Below are 14762 nucleotides of genomic sequence, written 5' to 3'. Positions count from 1 at the left end.
GCTTTCGTCACCAAGCTTTATTATTTTAACAAAAATTTTCATTTAACCATCCGGTATGATCAAATCAATGACAGGATTTGGCCGCGGGGAATCTTCATCCGACGGCTTCCAGGTTACCGTTGAGATTAAAACTCTCAACAGCCGCTATCTCGATGTTTCCATTCGGGTTCCACAAAGCATCCAGGAATACGAGTTCGACATCAAAGAAGAAATTCAAAAAAAACTTTCCCGCGGAAAAGTTCATGTAAATGTGAATGTGGACAAAACGGAACAGCTATCGCCGGACATCACTTACAACGAAGAGTTGATCAAAGCCTACACAGAAATGCTGACCAAAGTAAAAAACCTGGCCGGTATTGAAGAACCCATTCAGATGAAAGATCTTCTTCGGTTCGACAATATTTTTGAAAGCCAGGAAGAAGATGAAGAAGATATTGAAGTTATATGGCGATGTACTCAATACGCTCTTGGAAAGTCCATTGTTCTGTTGAATGAAATGCGCCAAAAAGAGGGTGAAGAGTTGAGAAACGACCTCTCGGAGCTCATTGAAGGAATTGCTGAAATTGTAGAAACTGTGAAAGGCCTATCTGAAAAACGTGCGCCGGAAGTTCGGGAAAAACTTCAAAACCGAATCAGCAGTATGATCAACGAAGAAAATATCGATCCCGACCGGCTTGAAATGGAAGTGGCACTTTTGGTGGACAAGATGGACATCAACGAAGAAATCATTCGCCTCCAATCGCACCTCAAGTTTTTCCTTGAAGCGCTGGATAATGATGAACCCGTTGGCCGCAGACTGAACTTTCTTTCACAGGAAATTAACCGTGAGTTGAATACCATCGGCGCCAAATCGAACGATTCTACGATTGCACACCATATCGTATTAGGAAAAGAGAAACTCGAGAAAATTCGGGAACAGGTCCAGAACATTGAGTAAAAAAGGCAAGATCCTGGTATTGGTATCTCCCAGCGGCGGTGGAAAATCGACCATGACCAAACGTCTGCTCAACGATTTTGATAACATTCGTTTTTCCGTGAGCGCTACCACCCGAAAGCCGCGAACGGGCGAAGAAGATGGCGTTCACTATCATTTTCTCTCAAAAGAAGAATTCCAGGAACGAATTGATGACGGCGACTTTCTTGAATGGGAAGAATTTTACAATGGCACTCTATACGGAACGCTTCGTTCAAACGTTGAAAAAGAGCTTGAAAAAGGATATTTTATTCTGCTTGACATCGAAGTACTTGGTGCACTGAATGTGAAGAAGATTTTTGGCGATGAAGCGCTTGCCATTTTCATTCAGCCGCCCTCGCTTGATGTCCTGAAAGAGCGGTTGCTTAAACGCGGAACCGAGGATGTACAAACCCTCGAGACGCGAATCGATCGTGCAAAAAAAGAGATGGCTTATGCCAATCGCTTCGACAATGTTGTTATCAACGATGATTTGGAAGAGGCGTATAGTCAGATCAAAGAACTTGTTACCAATTTTATAACTCAATAAGCATTATGCCGATAAAGACACTGGATCTTGAATCTCTGGGCGAAAAGGAAGGAAATAAATACGAGAAAATCGTAGTTATGTCGAAACGCGCCCGACAAATTGCCGCCCAGGAAAAACTCGAACTCGACGAAAAACTGAAGTACTTCGAAGGTTTTGAAGATGAAGACGAGTTTACGTTCAACGAAGAACAAGAACGAATTTCCAAAGCATTTGAACAGCTTCCGCACGCTACCCAGCGGTCTGTAAATGAAATGCTGGACGGAAAAGTAACCTACCGATACCCTAACGAAGATCGATAACCATGTTTGCCGGTAAACGCATTATACTGGGCGTTACCGGTGGTATAGCTGCATATAAAGCAGCGTACCTTCTTCGTGAATTTCAAAAAGCGGGTGCCGAGGTGCGGGTAACCATGACTCCTTCAGCAACCCGCTTTGTTGGAACAGAAACATTTGCTGCCCTCAGCCGGAATGAAGTTGCCGTTGAAGTTTTTAACAACGAGAATCCCGGTAAAAACTGGACCAAACACATTCAATGGGGTGATTGGGCTGACCTTTTTGTAATTGCTCCCTGTACGGCTAATACTCTTTCCAAAATTGTTCAGGGCCAGTCTGACAATATGCTGACCTCCACAGTTCTCGCCGCTCGCTGTCCCCTTTTGATTTGCCCGACAATGGACGGCGAAATGTACGAAAGCAGTTCTGTTACAGAAAACCTGCAGCGGGCAAAAGCTCAGGGACATTATATTTTGGAACCTACGGAAGGTTACCTTGCAAGCGGACTGGAAGCGAAAGGCAGACTTCCAGAGCCCGAAGAGATCCTAAAAAAAGCTCAGGACATTATTAAAAAACATAGGATCAAAGGTCCACTAACAGGTAAGAAAGTAGTAGTCAGTGCCGGGCCAACACGTGAGTTTTTTGATCCCGTTCGATATATCTCAAATCCCAGCAGTGGTAAAATGGGACTTGCAATGGCGGAAGCTGCAAGACTTTCAGGTGCAGATGTCACTTTACTCCACGGCCCCATCTCTCTTGAAATTCCGGATCGAATTCCGAGAAAATCGTTTGTGTCGGCGGATGATCTTTTCAACCTGATTAAAGAAAATTCTGATGCAGATGTGATTATTATGGCTGCGGCTGTATCGGATTTTAAAGCAGCATCTGTCGAAAAGCAGAAAATAAAAAAGGAGAATGGCAGCAATGAACTAAAACTCACCCGAAACCCGGACATTCTTGAATGGCTGGGAAATCAAAAAAAAGAGGGACAGATTCTGATTGGCTTTGCTATGGAAACAGAAAACCTGAAAGAGAATGCCCAGAAAAAAATCAAAAAGAAGAATCTTGACTGGATCTGTGCAAATGATCTGTCCGGTGAAGATTCAGGATTTGAGTCTGATAAGAATACCATTCTTCTCTTGGGAACAGATAGTGAACAAACATTCTCCGGCAGCAAAAATCAGATTGCAAAAGAAATTTTGGAAAGAATATTTGGCAAAGGGTAGAAAACCCGCATTTCAATTTCTTGCTCTGGTTTTATCAACATAACCAATATGCTCATCCAGCCGGTCTAAAATCTCCGGGTATTTATCCATATTAAATTTCCGGGCAAAATGGTCATCCGATTGTATCAGAGTTTCCAAATCATCCATAGAAAGCTCTATTGGATGTGAACTACCCGGAGCCCAATTAACATGCCGCCAGTTCTTATTGCATACTTTCAACTCTTTACAATTTCCCAAAACAGTGTGAAAGTAAGATTCATCCGGAGCATGAACTCTTTTGTAATAAAACTGAACTCTGAAATCAGACTTATAAAATTTTAAAATCTCACTCGCTGCTTTTTGATTCGCATAAAACCATTGGCTTCCATAAAAACAGTTAAACTCATTTGAAAATGGAATCACCCATTCTGTAAACATCGACCGTTTCAGGTAAATATCTTTCCGCCACCACTTGAGGAATCGAATCGACTGTAATAAGTGAATGAGTGATGGATATCGAAACTCAAGTTTATGATACTTTTTGAAAGCTCTCTTTTCAATCTCACTTTCCAGTTCGGATTCTACAAGCTTCAATACTGACATGTGGGCATCACAATCAGAATCTTTAATATCTTTAATGATTTGATCCGCCGGTTTAATGGGATAGTCCCTCCCACTCAAAAGAATGAACCACTCGGGAGCGTCATCCCGGCTATAAAGAATATCAATGCCTTTCAGAGTTGCATCTACAAGTGACCAATCTCCCCACGCGGTTTCTACATATTGTTTTACAAACGATACGTTTTGTGGAATTTCATCAAGTGGCAGTTCACATTTTGAAAAATCGTGATGACAGGCGATTGGAGGGTCATCAAACATAAAATTGAGGCGTTCTATCAGCCGTAAGATTTGAGCGGGTTTTTCGTGTGTCAACAACACAAATCCCAGAAATGGTTTTTTACTCATCCCGAGTTTCTCTTATGAATTCCCGAATTTTGATCTCAGAAAGTAGCTCAGATTAGCCACGGTTACAACGATAATTCCGCCAACAGCTGTGTAAAGCGGCCAGGCGATGGTCAGTCCATCCCCCGGAAGAAATTGCTGAAGTGCGCCTTCAACCATAAACAAAAGGGAAATCAATCCTGTGAAAAATCCAATCATGGCATCGGTCTTATCCGGCTTTGGAAAAATCTTGCCAAGAACAAAGATTCCCAAAAGTCCGCCGTAGGTGTATGATGCAATTCCCAACCCCAATTCGACAATTGCCGGGCGGTCATCACCACTTAGTTGAAGCCATGTAAACAGAAAGGCTGAACCTGTTAAAACAACTCCCCAGAAAATTGTCACCATCCTGGAGACCCAGAGTTCCCTGGCATCATCCCAGGTTGAACCGGACAGCGGTTTAATAATATCGTATGTAGTTGATGAAGCCAATGCATTGAGTGATGAACTCAAACTACTCATAGCAGCCGCAAAAAGAGACGCCACAATCAGGCCTGCAACACCAACCGGCATGTGATCGACAATAAAACGGGCAAAGACTTCATCCGTTGTGGATAGCCCGATATCGGCAGCACTTTGTCCGCCATAGAATACAAACAGGATCAAACCGATAAAGAGGAAAAGCCCGAACTGGAGACTGGCTACAATTCCGCTCCATACCAATGCTTTCTGGCTTGATTTTAGCGACCCGGTTGCCAGCAATCGTTGTACAATCAACTGATCTGTACCGTGAGATGCAATGGAGAAAATAGCCCCTCCGATGATGGCAATCCAAAACACATAGGGATCTGCCAGGAATTCACTCCAGCTCAAATCAAATCCAAAATTAAACATCTGGAATTTACCAGCTTCACTGAGCACGGCAAAAGCTTCGGAAACCGGAATAGTAAGTTTCCCAAAAAGAAGTGCCAGTGCAAAAAGAGCTCCGCCGATATAAATAACCATCTGAACAACATCCATCCAGATTACGGCCTTGATACCGCCTAAAAATGTATAAATCAATGTAATGGCTGCGATCACAGAGATGGCGAGGAGATAAATTCCCATGTCTCCCCAATCGCTGAAAGCGCCTGCAAAACGAAAAATAATGGCGAGAGGAATGGCTGTCGCAAAGAGACGAACACCATCAGCTAACAAGCGAGTGATTATAAACGTAGAGCTGGCGGCTTTCCGCATTCCGGAACCAAATCGCTTTTCCAGATATTGATACGCGGTAGTCAACTCACCATGAACATATCCCGGCAGGAGCCAAAAAGCTACAATAATTCGCCCGATGATATAACCAAAGGTCAGTTGCAGAAACATCAGGTTTCCGCCATAGGCAACAGCCGGAATGCTGATGAATGTAAGCGTGCTGGTTTCGGTAGCCACAACGGAGAACAGAATAGCCCACCAAGGCATTTCGCGTCCTCCTAAAAAATAATCGGTAGTCGTTTTTTGCGTCCCCGCCGACCAAATTCCAAATACGGCCACAACAATCAAATACAGAACAATAACAAGGCCGTCAATCAGAGTAAATCCCATTCCAAATACCATTTATCATCTCATTAATTGCCTTGGAAAGAAAAAGAATTCCGACATTGAATCAAAAGGGATTTAACCGCAGAGTCACAAAGTCACAGAGAAAATTTGTAAGGATTTACTTTAAGGCGGTTCATACGGTTAAGTTACTATTTAAATATTTTAAGAAATGACTGAAAATGAAATTGGAACTCTTGTAGTTAATGCTGCTTATGAAGTTCACACAAGACTGGGTCCGGGGCTTCTGGAGTCTGCTTATCAAAAATGCTTAATCTATGAATTGAAAAATGAAAATTTGGATGTTCGATCGGAGGTTCATTTACCTCTAAGGTACAAAGATGTCAAACTAGATTGTGGTTATAGAATAGATATATGGGTAAATGAAAAAATTGTCATAGAAATCAAAACAGTAGAAAATCTACTTGATATCCATACTGCCCAGTTACTTACCTATCTAAAATTAACACATTGTCGTCTCGGCTACTTATTAAACTTTCAAACCCCAAAAATTAAATATGGAATAAAAAGAGTAGCCAATAATTTATATGAACGATTAAAATAATGCTTCTCTGAGTCTCTGCGGTTAATCTGTTTTTAAAAATTGCAGAAATTTTTCCAGGGCTTTTCCCCGGTGGCTAATTTTGTTTTTTTCTTCAGAATCCAGCTCGGCAAAGGTTTTGTCATAACCTGTTGGCTGAAATACAGGATCGTAACCAAATCCTTTCTCCCCTCGTTGTTCGGTAAGGATCTGTCCCTTGCATACACCTTCAAAAACGTATTCATCGTCATCTGTCAGATAGGCAATGACTGTTCGGAATTGTGCCTTTCTATTTTCTTCGTTTCCCAACTCCCGCAACAACTTATCTACATTTTGCTGGTAGGTTACATTCTCTCCGGCATATCTTGCTGAATAGACTCCGGGAGCACCGCCCAAAGCTTCTACTTCCAAACCAGTATCATCGGCGATGGATGGCAAGCCGGTTTTCTCAAACCAAAACCGAGCCTTTTTTAATGCATTTCCTTGCAAATCGGGTTGATCTTCTTCTACCTCGGGAGCATCCGGAAAATCCAATGTTGATTTTAAATGGATACCAAGCGGCTTCAGAATCTGCTGAAGTTCCTCAATTTTGTGTGGATTCCCGGAAGCGAGAAACAGTTCTGTGGGTTTCGACATACAATCAGGAGCTTACTTCAGGAATTTCACTCAACCGACGGAATTCCCTGTACCGATCATAAATCTCTTTTTCCGTCAGATTTTTGATGCGTTCAGGACCAAATTCCTCCACACAAAAACTGGCCATTACAGACCCGAAAATAACGGCTCTTCTAAAGTTCTGGGACGACAAATCATTCGTATAAGAAAGCCATCCCAAAAGGCCGCCCATGAAAGAATCGCCGGCGCCGGTTGGATCAAAAATATCGATAACGGGATATGCCGGGGCTGAAAAAATTTCGTCTTCCGTAAATAACAACGCTCCGTGTTCTCCTTTTTTGATGATCAGAAAGTCAGGCCCCATTTCACGAACCATTTCTGCCGCCTTAATGAGATTGGGTTCATCGGCGAGTTCCCTGGCTTCAGAATCATTGATCACCAATAAATCCACTGCTTTCAGTGTTTCCTTCAACGCTTCGGGCGTGCCCTCAATCCAGAAGTTCATGGTATCCATCACAACCAGATCGGGATTGTCCACCTGATCCAAAACTTTACGCTGTAAACTCGGTTCAATATTTCCAAGCGCGATAAATTTGGCATCTCTGTACGATTCAGGAATCACAGGATCAAAATGCTCAAACACATTCAGTTGCGTATCCAGGGTATCCCGGTTGTTCAAATCATAGTGGTACTTTCCTTTCCAAAAGAATGTATTTCCACTTTCATCCATCTGTAGGCCCTGTAAGTCAATCTCTTTACTTTTGAAGAGATCGATATCCTCCTGCTTGAAGTCTTTCCCGACAACGCCAACGAGATTCACATTTTTTTGAAAATAAGATGAGGTGAGAGAAATATAAGTAGCGGAACCGCCCAGAATCTTGTCAACTTTTCCGAAAGGAGTTTCAATTCCGTCGTAAGCCACAGATCCAACAACTAATAGAGACATAAAATCTGATCAATTTATTTCAGTAATTGTAATGCAGGGCAAAAAATACAGCTTTTACAACTGTTTTGTAGTATTCAATTTTCAGGAAAGCATACCCAAAGTTTTGATTCTTTTCCTGCCGATTTAAATCTTATTTTTCATAGGTTATTGCCCGAATCAAAGTTTTATGATTTATGGAAAAGAAGTTTATGAATCGTGCCTTAGAATTAGCTCGTGCGGGAATGAAGAAGAACCAAGGCGGACCGTTTGGGTGTGTGATCGTAAAAAATGGATCAATCATTGCCGAAGGGAACAACCGTGTGACTTCTGATCATGACCCAACAGCTCATGCCGAAATTATTGCCATCCGCAATGCGTGTCGAATTCTTAACAGTTTTCAGCTCAATGATTGTGAAATCTACACATCCTGCGAACCCTGCCCCATGTGTCTTGGTGCCATCTACTGGGCCCGTCCAAAACGTGTTTATTACGCTGCCAATAGAGAAGATGCAGCCAAAGCCGGTTTCGATGATGACTTTATTTACAAAGAGCTGGACCTTTCGCCTGAAGAAAGAAGAATCCCGATGATTCAGACTGAACGAAAAAAAGCTATTGACCTTTTTAAAGAATGGGATCTGAAAGAAGACAAAACACAGTACTAAACTAAATGGGATTGCATTCCTTTCATAAGTTTTTAAAAGAGCGCTCAAAAAAAGAACTCCCCGGTTTTGAGGCTCAAAAAAAGATGTCGCCCGTACCACTCGATCCTGATTTTGTATTGCCACGTACAGAATCGGATACCGCGCATCCCAGCAGTGTTTTGATACCTCTATTCCCTGATTCCAATAATGACCTTCATGTTATTTTAACTCTCCGCACAGAAAGCATTCGTCATGCCGGGCAGATCAGTTTTCCCGGAGGCCGCCGGGAAGGAACTGAATCCCCCGAAGAAACCGCCTTGAGAGAAACGGAGGAAGAAATCGGAATTCAGCGAAGCAATGTTAAACTTGCATCCAGTATAACGCCGCTCTATCTGCATCGAACGGATAATCAAATCACCCCTTTTGTAGGATTCCTGGAAGAGAAACCAAAACTGATTCCAAATCCTGCTGAGGTAAAAGAAGCTTTTACGGTATCGTTGAATGAACTTCTTTCTGATGAGAATTTTGTTGAGGAAGATTGGGAGCTTTCCTATACCACCTTCCATGTTCCCTATTGGAATATTCATCATGTTCCACTCTGGGGCGCTACTGCCATGATGATGAGTGAGTTGTTAGTGTTGTACAATGAATTCAGAAAGGCGGATAATTTCTAAGAATAGAAAGTAAGGAGCACCTGACCTCATTATTTGGTGCTCCTTAATATAAGATGCCTCGGTTTTTTGATTTAAATCAATAATAATTTCATTAAATCTACCTGGTTCTGTAAATATCATAGTACAATTTATTTAATGCAATTTTTTATAAGTAAAACAACGCTTGTTCACTTATTAATTTAATCTATTCAGAAAAGCGATTTCATTGTTAAGATGGAGTTGAATAAAGGATGAACATTTAAACCGAACTCAAAAATGAATGCCCCAAAAAGTCCGGGTTTGAGAGCAATACTTAAATTTTAACTCCATTCGTTCATACTTTCAGCCACTAATTCTTACAGAAATTACGGTTCATTCAGACAACCATTTATTTATCAACAATATGAATCAGTTCTGAAAAAAAATACGCCTTAGAAAGAAACCAGTGTTGTTTCAAATCAAAAGAAATAACATTTTGTCACATTCTCATCAATTAAACTTTCAAGAAAATGTATAAGATCAAGTCCCTAATTATTACTGCAATATTGCTGTTTGTTTGTTCAAGCTCATTAATTGCTCAAAGTCCCGAAGAGATTCTAGACGAAATGATTGAACAATACACCAGTTCTATCGCAGATGTAGAAACCATGATGATGATTACACGCATGGAAGGATTTATGGAAAGCGAGCCGGATACCACCTATTACCGAAAAGTGGTTACCGATGGATTTCCAAATATGCAGGCGGTTAGTTCGGGATCAGAAGCACCGGCAACAAACTACTACAACATTCAGGAAAATTATGATGCCCTGGTTGAAAATGCCACTTATGAGGGCACCGAAACAGTCAACGGACGAAGGGCTCATGTACTGTTTATTGAAGATGTTTCTGCTCTCTATAATGATATGGTGACCACACCGGAAGGCCAGGAACAGCAGCAGCAAGCGGAACCGCAAAGTGGCCGAATGTACATTGATGCTGAGGATTACATTCCACTTCGAATGAGCTTTGATATCAACTATGATGAAGAGTATACCGGGACGGCGGATATCGTAATGTCTGATATCAGAAATGTTGACGGCATGATGATTCCTTTCCAGATGGAAATGCAAATTGACGGCATTTCAAGTTCCATGTCTGCCGAAGATATGGCCCAGGCCAAAGAAAGTATGGCACAGTTCGAAGAACAAATGAAGAATGCATCCGGCCTGCAAAAACGAATCATGGAACAAACGCTAAAGCCGCAAATGGAAAGGCTTCAAAAAATTCTTGAGGAGGGATCCATGACCATGAGAACTATTGTGATGGATGTTCAGACCAATGTAACGATCCCTGAATAGTTTTTACTACGTTGTTATTTCTGAGGATATGAGTTATTTCATATCCTCTTTTTTTACTTATCCGCATCCGGCTGATCTTTTTTCCAAAATATTCACTCTCCTGAAAGACTAACTGCTTGTATAACAATCAGATGAACGCATAGGTTATGTCTTCTGTTTTTATAACAAATCAAGAATAAAATCACATTTATCTATGGCTAACAGAGAAGCATATAAACAAAAAGTAAGAGCACAATTAGACGAATGGAAAGCAGATGTTGATAAGCTGCGGGCCCAAATAAAACAAAAACAGGCCGACAGAAAAATTGACACATCCAAATACATGGATGAGATCAGGAAGAATCAAAAACGTGTACGGGCTAAATTGGAAGAACTCGAAGACGCCGGCGAAGATGCGTGGGACGATATTAAAAGTGGGCTGGATAAAGCTACCGATGAATTAAAACAATCGTACGCCAAAGCAAAATCTAAATTTAACTAAAAGCTGTTCCAGCTTGGTACACAACGAATGAACAGATATATGCCAGGGCAGTCATATAAGTAAACATTATGGCGGGCCATTTCCAGGAATTTGTCTCTCTTCTTACGATGGCTATCGTACTCATGCATTGCATGGCCAGAGCAAAGAAAACCATGAGAGACAAGGCCGTCCATACATTGTATATTGGCTCGCCGGTTTCACTATCCACATCCCGCTGGAGTTTCTTTTGCAGGGAGACCGCATCCTCCTGATCCTGCACACTGTAAATGGTATTCAGTGTTCCTACCATAACCTCACGGGCGGCAAATGATGTAATCAAACCAATGCCAATTTTCCAATCAAAACCCAGTGGTTTAATCACCGGCTCGATAAACTGGCCGAACTGACCGGCATAACTCTGTTGCAGCCGGTATGAAGCTTCCATTTGTGCGCTTTGATCGGGATTGTCCTCAACATTTTCAACAGAATTTTCTGCAGTAAACGAATCAGGAAGTTCCGTTTTGGGAAACGACGCAAGGAACCAGAGAACAATGGAAATCCCCAGAATAATTTTTCCTGCCTCCATAACAAACACTTTTCCGCGATCGAACACATTCTGAAAAACGCCTGACCATTTTGGGATTTTATAGCTCGGCAGTTCCATGATAAAAGGAGAAGGAGTATCTGTTTTGATGAATTGTTTCATCACGAGCGCGGCGAAAATGGCCATCACGATTCCAAAAATATAAAGGCCAAAAAACGTAATTCCCTGGAGCGTGAAAATTCCCAGGAATTTGGTGGCCGGTATGAATGCCGCAATCATCAATGCATAAACAGGCAATCTTGCCGAACAAGCCATAAATGGCAGCACCATAATTGTGATCATCCGGTCCCGCCAGTTTTCAATGGTTCGGGCGGCCATAATTCCCGGAATTGCACAGGCAAAGCCCGACATCAGCGGAACCACTGATCGGCCGTGTAAACCAATTCGTGTCATAAATCCGTCCATCACAAAAGCCGCACGTGCCATATAGCCGGTTCCTTCAAGAATGGAAATAAAGAAGAACAGAAACATGATTTGGGGCAGAAAGATTACAACACCCCCTAACCCGGCAATTACACCTTCAACCAAAAGATCATTCAAAATTCCCTCCGGAAGATTTGACGCCATCCAGTTTCCCATTTCAATAAAAAACAGGTCAATCAGGTTCATAAACGGTTCAGCCCATGAAAAAATGGACTGGAACATCAAAAGCAGAACCATCACAAAAATGACGGGCCCAAACACTTTATGGGTTACATATTCATCAATTTTGTCTGAAAGCGTGGTTTTCTCTTCGGACGATTTATGCACAGAACCTGCCGTGCATTTTTCGATAAAATCATACCGTTTCAAAACTTCTTCAGCGGCATAATTTTTTCCGGCATCCTCAAGAATTTTTCGCGCTTCCTGAACAATTTCGCGCAGTTGATGCTGCCTCTCGATATCGGGAATTAAATTGATCGCCTGGTCATCGCCTATAAACCGGAGGGCTTCAATCGTCCATGCCCGTTCGGGTACGTCCATATGAGGTTTGATCCATTTTTCGATAATGATCTCAATTGCATTTCGCAACGGTTCACCGGGTTCCCATTGGAGTACTCCGGGCGATTCCAACGTATGGGAGGAGATATATTCTCGAAGCTGTTGTACATCGTTTTCCTCCTTCGCCACCATTGGAATGACAGGAACTCCAAGCCCTTTCGAAATTCTGTTCGCATCTACTTTGATTCCGCGGTCTTCAGCCACATCAATCATACTCAAGGCCACGATTACCGGGAGCCCCAAATCCATTACTTGTGTCGCCAGGTAAAGATTCCGGTCGAGATTGCTGGCATCCACCATCACTACGACAAGATCGGGCTCCGGCTCATGCTCATATTTTCCGGCTATAACCTGGTAGGTAATGCGTTCATCAATTTGTTTAGGGTTCAGGCTGTAGGTTCCGGGGAGATCGATAATCCTGTACTTCTCTCCATTAAGAATGGCATGGCCCACTTTCTTTTCAACCGTCACACCGGGATAGTTGGCAATCTTCTGTTTCAATCCCGTTAAAGCGTTAAAAAGAGTAGATTTTCCCGTATTTGGATTGCCAACTAACGCAATCGTGGTTTCTCTCTGCACTTCTAAAACTCCTATTCAATTTCTATGCACTCCGCTTCCGATTTTCGAAGAGAAAGCAGATACCCGCGAATTTTTACTTCGATTGGAAAGCCCAGCGGTGCTGCCCGAACAACTTCTACTTTTGAGCCCGGGGTTAACCCCATTTCAAGTAATCGCAGCATTTCAGGACCCTTCACATTTCTGATGGTTGTTACACCTGCGTTCTTAAGATCAGATAATTTTTTCATCACTTCACTTATTCCGGACTCACCAAAATTGTTCGTGCCAAATTTCCGTTTATCGCAAGACGCGTATCTCCCACCTGCAAAATTACATTGGATTGATTGGAGATGATAACTGCACTGGATCCCTCTACGCAACCCATTTCACGCAATCTTTTTGCTTCGTCAAAACTACAGGTAAGACTGCAAATATTTACGTTTTCGCCGGGTTTTGTAATGGTTAGCGGAAGCATTGAGTGTCTTTTTTCTATTTGAAATAAATCTAAATAAAGATATGGAATTGAAGAAAAAGTGGGTAGTTATTTATAAAAAAAGATAAAATAATCCGAATTCTTATTCAGTTGAAAAATAAGCCGGATTTACAACTGTCGGTTTTAGAAAATGTGAGGAAAATTGTAAAAATAGTTGATACAACATCAACAAATTTCTGGCTTACCGTTCTGCTTCTAAAGAGATCTTCCTCTGTCATTGAGAACGAGTAAAACGAGCGCGGCAATCTCCGAACATTAATACAAATCGGAAATTCCTTCAATCCGGTAACGAACCACCTCTTTAAAACCTCCGGAATTTGTTTCAACGGTATAAACAAAATCATCTTTGATGAACTGAACAGGCTTCTCTTTCGGCCATTTGAATCTTGCAAAAACGGAATTTGAGTCAATTACCCACCATTCAAAGTGATCGTCGTCATCAATAACCGTTGAAACCCAAATCCTGCTTTTGTCATCAACCCGCAGGGAATAAAGTGCCGGCCACTCCTCCGGATATTCCGTTGTTTCTCTGATGCGTCTGAGCTGTACGTTATGGCTGTAACGCGGGTGAATAACCTCTTCAGGATTCAGTTTAGTCCGATTGAAGGGATGATAATACGCCCGCAGATAATTTCCATCGGCATCAAACACTTTTATCAAAAATTCACCGGTCCATGCTGAATAGAGCTCATGATCATTGGACATCGCCAACAGGGAGCGTTCCGGTATATCGAGCGTAAACGGAGCAGGACGCCCGGCGTAGTTTCCCACAAGAAATTTTGTATCCTTCTGCTCAAGAAGCTTTTCTGAAATGATGTCGCCGGCCCGGTTGATAGTGAAATATCTTAGAAAGCGGTTGGGATAATATGCAGGATTCTTCTCCTCTTTTCGTTGCACAAGAAAAGTTCCGTCTTCTCGTGCCCACACCGGCTTCCACCTTATTTCACCTGACTCTTCTGCCGCGTTGATTTTCCCGGGCCTAAGATTGAAGGCTTCTAAAAGCGTACCATCTTCAGATGAAAAAACGGTAGCTCGCTCAAGTTCGTCATCAAAAACATACAGACTATCATTGCGCAACTGAATACCGCTGATTTCCAGGAATTCTCCTTCACCTTCGCCATAATTCCCGATGGATCGGCGATAGATACCATCCGGCCCGAAAAGATGTATCACTCTTCTCTCCCACGATTTCCCCGCGAAAAAGACATTGCCGGAATCATCAACAGCTACAGAGGGAATTTCATCCAGCAAAAGTGAGTCGCTAAACACCATCTCCCGGTTCAACTTTATTGAGCTCTTCGCTGCGGTGTTTTTCGGAAAAATCGTCACGTTTGGCAGTTCCCGGACATGTTTGGGGATATCTCCTGAGTTCGTATTCCGGCACCCGCATAGCAACAATGCATAAAAAAGCGCACAAAACAGTAGCGTCCTCATTCCGGATATTTATTC

The 14762-nt window shown here is 42.3% G+C and carries 18 protein-coding genes; 9 read left to right on the top strand and 9 right to left on the bottom strand.

The features are described 5' to 3' along the window. The first annotated feature begins 55 nt into the window (after positions 1-55). The 4 genes from L0B18_RS07445 to coaBC are packed head-to-tail and all read left to right on the top strand — an operon-like array spanning position 56 to position 3003. Positions 56-937, top strand: coding sequence for a YicC/YloC family endoribonuclease (locus L0B18_RS07445; RefSeq protein ID WP_234570881.1), 882 nt, complete (start codon positions 56-58; stop codon positions 935-937). Further along, positions 930-1502: a guanylate kinase gene (gmk, locus tag L0B18_RS07440; RefSeq protein ID WP_234570879.1), complete on the top strand. Its 573-nt coding sequence runs from the start codon at positions 930-932 to the stop codon at positions 1500-1502. Before L0B18_RS07445 ends, gmk begins: the two co-directional genes overlap by 8 nt. A 5-nt stretch (positions 1503-1507) precedes the next feature. Continuing rightward, complete coding sequence (locus L0B18_RS07435; RefSeq protein WP_234570877.1) at positions 1508-1801, top strand: DNA-directed RNA polymerase subunit omega; 294 nt, start codon at positions 1508-1510, stop codon at positions 1799-1801. A 2-nt stretch (positions 1802-1803) separates the two neighbouring features. Then, complete coding sequence (coaBC, locus tag L0B18_RS07430) at positions 1804-3003, top strand: bifunctional phosphopantothenoylcysteine decarboxylase/phosphopantothenate--cysteine ligase CoaBC (protein ID WP_234570875.1); 1200 nt, start codon at positions 1804-1806, stop codon at positions 3001-3003. A 12-nt stretch (positions 3004-3015) separates the two neighbouring features. Here the strand turns inward: coaBC and L0B18_RS07425 are convergent, their stop codons facing one another. After that, entirely contained in the window at positions 3016-3948 is a 933-nt protein-coding gene (locus tag L0B18_RS07425; protein ID WP_234570873.1) for a beta-1,6-N-acetylglucosaminyltransferase, read from the bottom strand. A gap of 12 nt (positions 3949-3960) precedes the next feature. Continuing rightward, positions 3961-5508, bottom strand: coding sequence for a sodium:solute symporter (locus L0B18_RS07420; protein ID WP_234570871.1), 1548 nt, complete (start codon positions 5506-5508; stop codon positions 3961-3963). A 166-nt stretch (positions 5509-5674) separates the two neighbouring features. On the opposite strand from L0B18_RS07420, the gene L0B18_RS07415 reads away from it, so the two are divergent. After that, a complete protein-coding gene (locus L0B18_RS07415; protein ID WP_234570869.1) occupies positions 5675-6067 on the top strand; it encodes a GxxExxY protein in 393 nt (130 codons plus the stop codon). A gap of 21 nt (positions 6068-6088) precedes the next feature. Here the strand turns inward: L0B18_RS07415 and rdgB are convergent, their stop codons facing one another. Then, positions 6089-6679: an RdgB/HAM1 family non-canonical purine NTP pyrophosphatase gene (gene rdgB, locus L0B18_RS07410; protein ID WP_234570868.1), complete on the bottom strand. Its 591-nt coding sequence runs from the start codon at positions 6677-6679 to the stop codon at positions 6089-6091. A gap of 4 nt (positions 6680-6683) precedes the next feature. Next, positions 6684-7604 carry a PfkB family carbohydrate kinase gene (locus L0B18_RS07405; RefSeq protein WP_234570867.1) on the bottom strand — a complete coding sequence of 307 codons (921 nt, stop codon included), beginning with the start codon at positions 7602-7604 and terminating at the stop codon, positions 6684-6686. A gap of 173 nt (positions 7605-7777) precedes the next feature. Here L0B18_RS07405 and L0B18_RS07400 point away from each other — a divergent pair, with 173 nt between their 5' ends. The 4 genes from L0B18_RS07400 (at position 7778) to L0B18_RS07385 (ending at position 10698) form a co-directional block, all read left to right on the top strand. After that, positions 7778-8245: a nucleoside deaminase gene (locus L0B18_RS07400; RefSeq protein ID WP_304622016.1), complete on the top strand. Its 468-nt coding sequence runs from the start codon at positions 7778-7780 to the stop codon at positions 8243-8245. 5 nt (positions 8246-8250) lie between these two features. Then, positions 8251-8898: an NUDIX hydrolase gene (locus L0B18_RS07395; RefSeq protein WP_234570865.1), complete on the top strand. Its 648-nt coding sequence runs from the start codon at positions 8251-8253 to the stop codon at positions 8896-8898. Positions 8899-9386: 488 nt separating this feature from the next. Then, the gene (locus L0B18_RS07390; RefSeq protein WP_234570863.1) at positions 9387-10217 is read left to right on the top strand and encodes an outer membrane lipoprotein-sorting protein; all 831 of its coding nucleotides are present in this window, start codon (positions 9387-9389) and stop codon (positions 10215-10217) included. 193 nt (positions 10218-10410) lie between these two features. After that, positions 10411-10698: a hypothetical protein gene (locus tag L0B18_RS07385; RefSeq protein ID WP_234570861.1), complete on the top strand. Its 288-nt coding sequence runs from the start codon at positions 10411-10413 to the stop codon at positions 10696-10698. Here the strand turns inward: L0B18_RS07385 and feoB are convergent. The 5 genes from feoB to L0B18_RS07360 form a co-directional block, all read right to left on the bottom strand. Continuing rightward, positions 10691-12841: a ferrous iron transport protein B gene (feoB, locus tag L0B18_RS07380; RefSeq protein ID WP_234570859.1), complete on the bottom strand. Its 2151-nt coding sequence runs from the start codon at positions 12839-12841 to the stop codon at positions 10691-10693. The two genes, L0B18_RS07385 and feoB, sit on opposite strands and share 8 nt — an antisense overlap. A gap of 11 nt (positions 12842-12852) precedes the next feature. Further along, positions 12853-13068 carry a FeoA family protein gene (locus L0B18_RS07375; RefSeq protein ID WP_234570857.1) on the bottom strand — a complete coding sequence of 72 codons (216 nt, stop codon included), beginning with the start codon at positions 13066-13068 and terminating at the stop codon, positions 12853-12855. 8 nt (positions 13069-13076) lie between these two features. Then, entirely contained in the window at positions 13077-13295 is a 219-nt protein-coding gene (locus tag L0B18_RS07370; protein ID WP_234570856.1) for a FeoA family protein, read from the bottom strand. A gap of 273 nt (positions 13296-13568) precedes the next feature. Further along, positions 13569-14585: a 6-bladed beta-propeller gene (locus L0B18_RS07365; protein WP_234570854.1), complete on the bottom strand. Its 1017-nt coding sequence runs from the start codon at positions 14583-14585 to the stop codon at positions 13569-13571. Continuing rightward, positions 14575-14730 carry a hypothetical protein gene (locus tag L0B18_RS07360; protein WP_234570852.1) on the bottom strand — a complete coding sequence of 52 codons (156 nt, stop codon included), beginning with the start codon at positions 14728-14730 and terminating at the stop codon, positions 14575-14577. The genes L0B18_RS07365 and L0B18_RS07360 overlap by 11 nt, the downstream gene beginning before the upstream one ends. Between the last annotated feature and the right edge of the window lie 32 nt (positions 14731-14762).

It is taken from the genome of Rhodohalobacter sp. 614A, from assembly GCF_021462415.1.
Classification (GTDB): domain Bacteria; phylum Bacteroidota; class Rhodothermia; order Balneolales; family Balneolaceae; genus Rhodohalobacter.
The sequence above is the reverse complement of the archived record's forward strand: the minus strand, read 5'-3'. Positions and strand labels throughout refer to the sequence as shown.

Coding starts and splice junctions, on each gene's coding strand:
- L0B18_RS07365 (WP_234570854.1), bottom strand. CDS start 14,585: ATGGTGTTTAGCGACTCACTTTTGCTGGATGAAATTCCCTCTGTAGCT.
- L0B18_RS07375 (WP_234570857.1), bottom strand. CDS start 13,068: ATGAAAAAATTATCTGATCTTAAGAACGCAGGTGTAACAACCATCAGA.
- L0B18_RS07415 (WP_234570869.1), top strand. CDS start 5,675: ATGACTGAAAATGAAATTGGAACTCTTGTAGTTAATGCTGCTTATGAA.
- L0B18_RS07405 (WP_234570867.1), bottom strand. CDS start 7,604: ATGTCTCTATTAGTTGTTGGATCTGTGGCTTACGACGGAATTGAAACT.
- L0B18_RS07400 (WP_304622016.1), top strand. CDS start 7,778: ATGGAAAAGAAGTTTATGAATCGTGCCTTAGAATTAGCTCGTGCGGGA.
- L0B18_RS07445 (WP_234570881.1), top strand. CDS start 56: ATGATCAAATCAATGACAGGATTTGGCCGCGGGGAATCTTCATCCGAC.
- L0B18_RS07385 (WP_234570861.1), top strand. CDS start 10,411: ATGGCTAACAGAGAAGCATATAAACAAAAAGTAAGAGCACAATTAGAC.
- L0B18_RS07425 (WP_234570873.1), bottom strand. CDS start 3,948: ATGAGTAAAAAACCATTTCTGGGATTTGTGTTGTTGACACACGAAAAA.
- L0B18_RS07435 (WP_234570877.1), top strand. CDS start 1,508: ATGCCGATAAAGACACTGGATCTTGAATCTCTGGGCGAAAAGGAAGGA.
- L0B18_RS07420 (WP_234570871.1), bottom strand. CDS start 5,508: ATGGGATTTACTCTGATTGACGGCCTTGTTATTGTTCTGTATTTGATT.
- L0B18_RS07390 (WP_234570863.1), top strand. CDS start 9,387: ATGTATAAGATCAAGTCCCTAATTATTACTGCAATATTGCTGTTTGTT.
- rdgB (WP_234570868.1), bottom strand. CDS start 6,679: ATGTCGAAACCCACAGAACTGTTTCTCGCTTCCGGGAATCCACACAAA.
- L0B18_RS07370 (WP_234570856.1), bottom strand. CDS start 13,295: ATGCTTCCGCTAACCATTACAAAACCCGGCGAAAACGTAAATATTTGC.
- coaBC (WP_234570875.1), top strand. CDS start 1,804: ATGTTTGCCGGTAAACGCATTATACTGGGCGTTACCGGTGGTATAGCT.
- L0B18_RS07395 (WP_234570865.1), top strand. CDS start 8,251: ATGGGATTGCATTCCTTTCATAAGTTTTTAAAAGAGCGCTCAAAAAAA.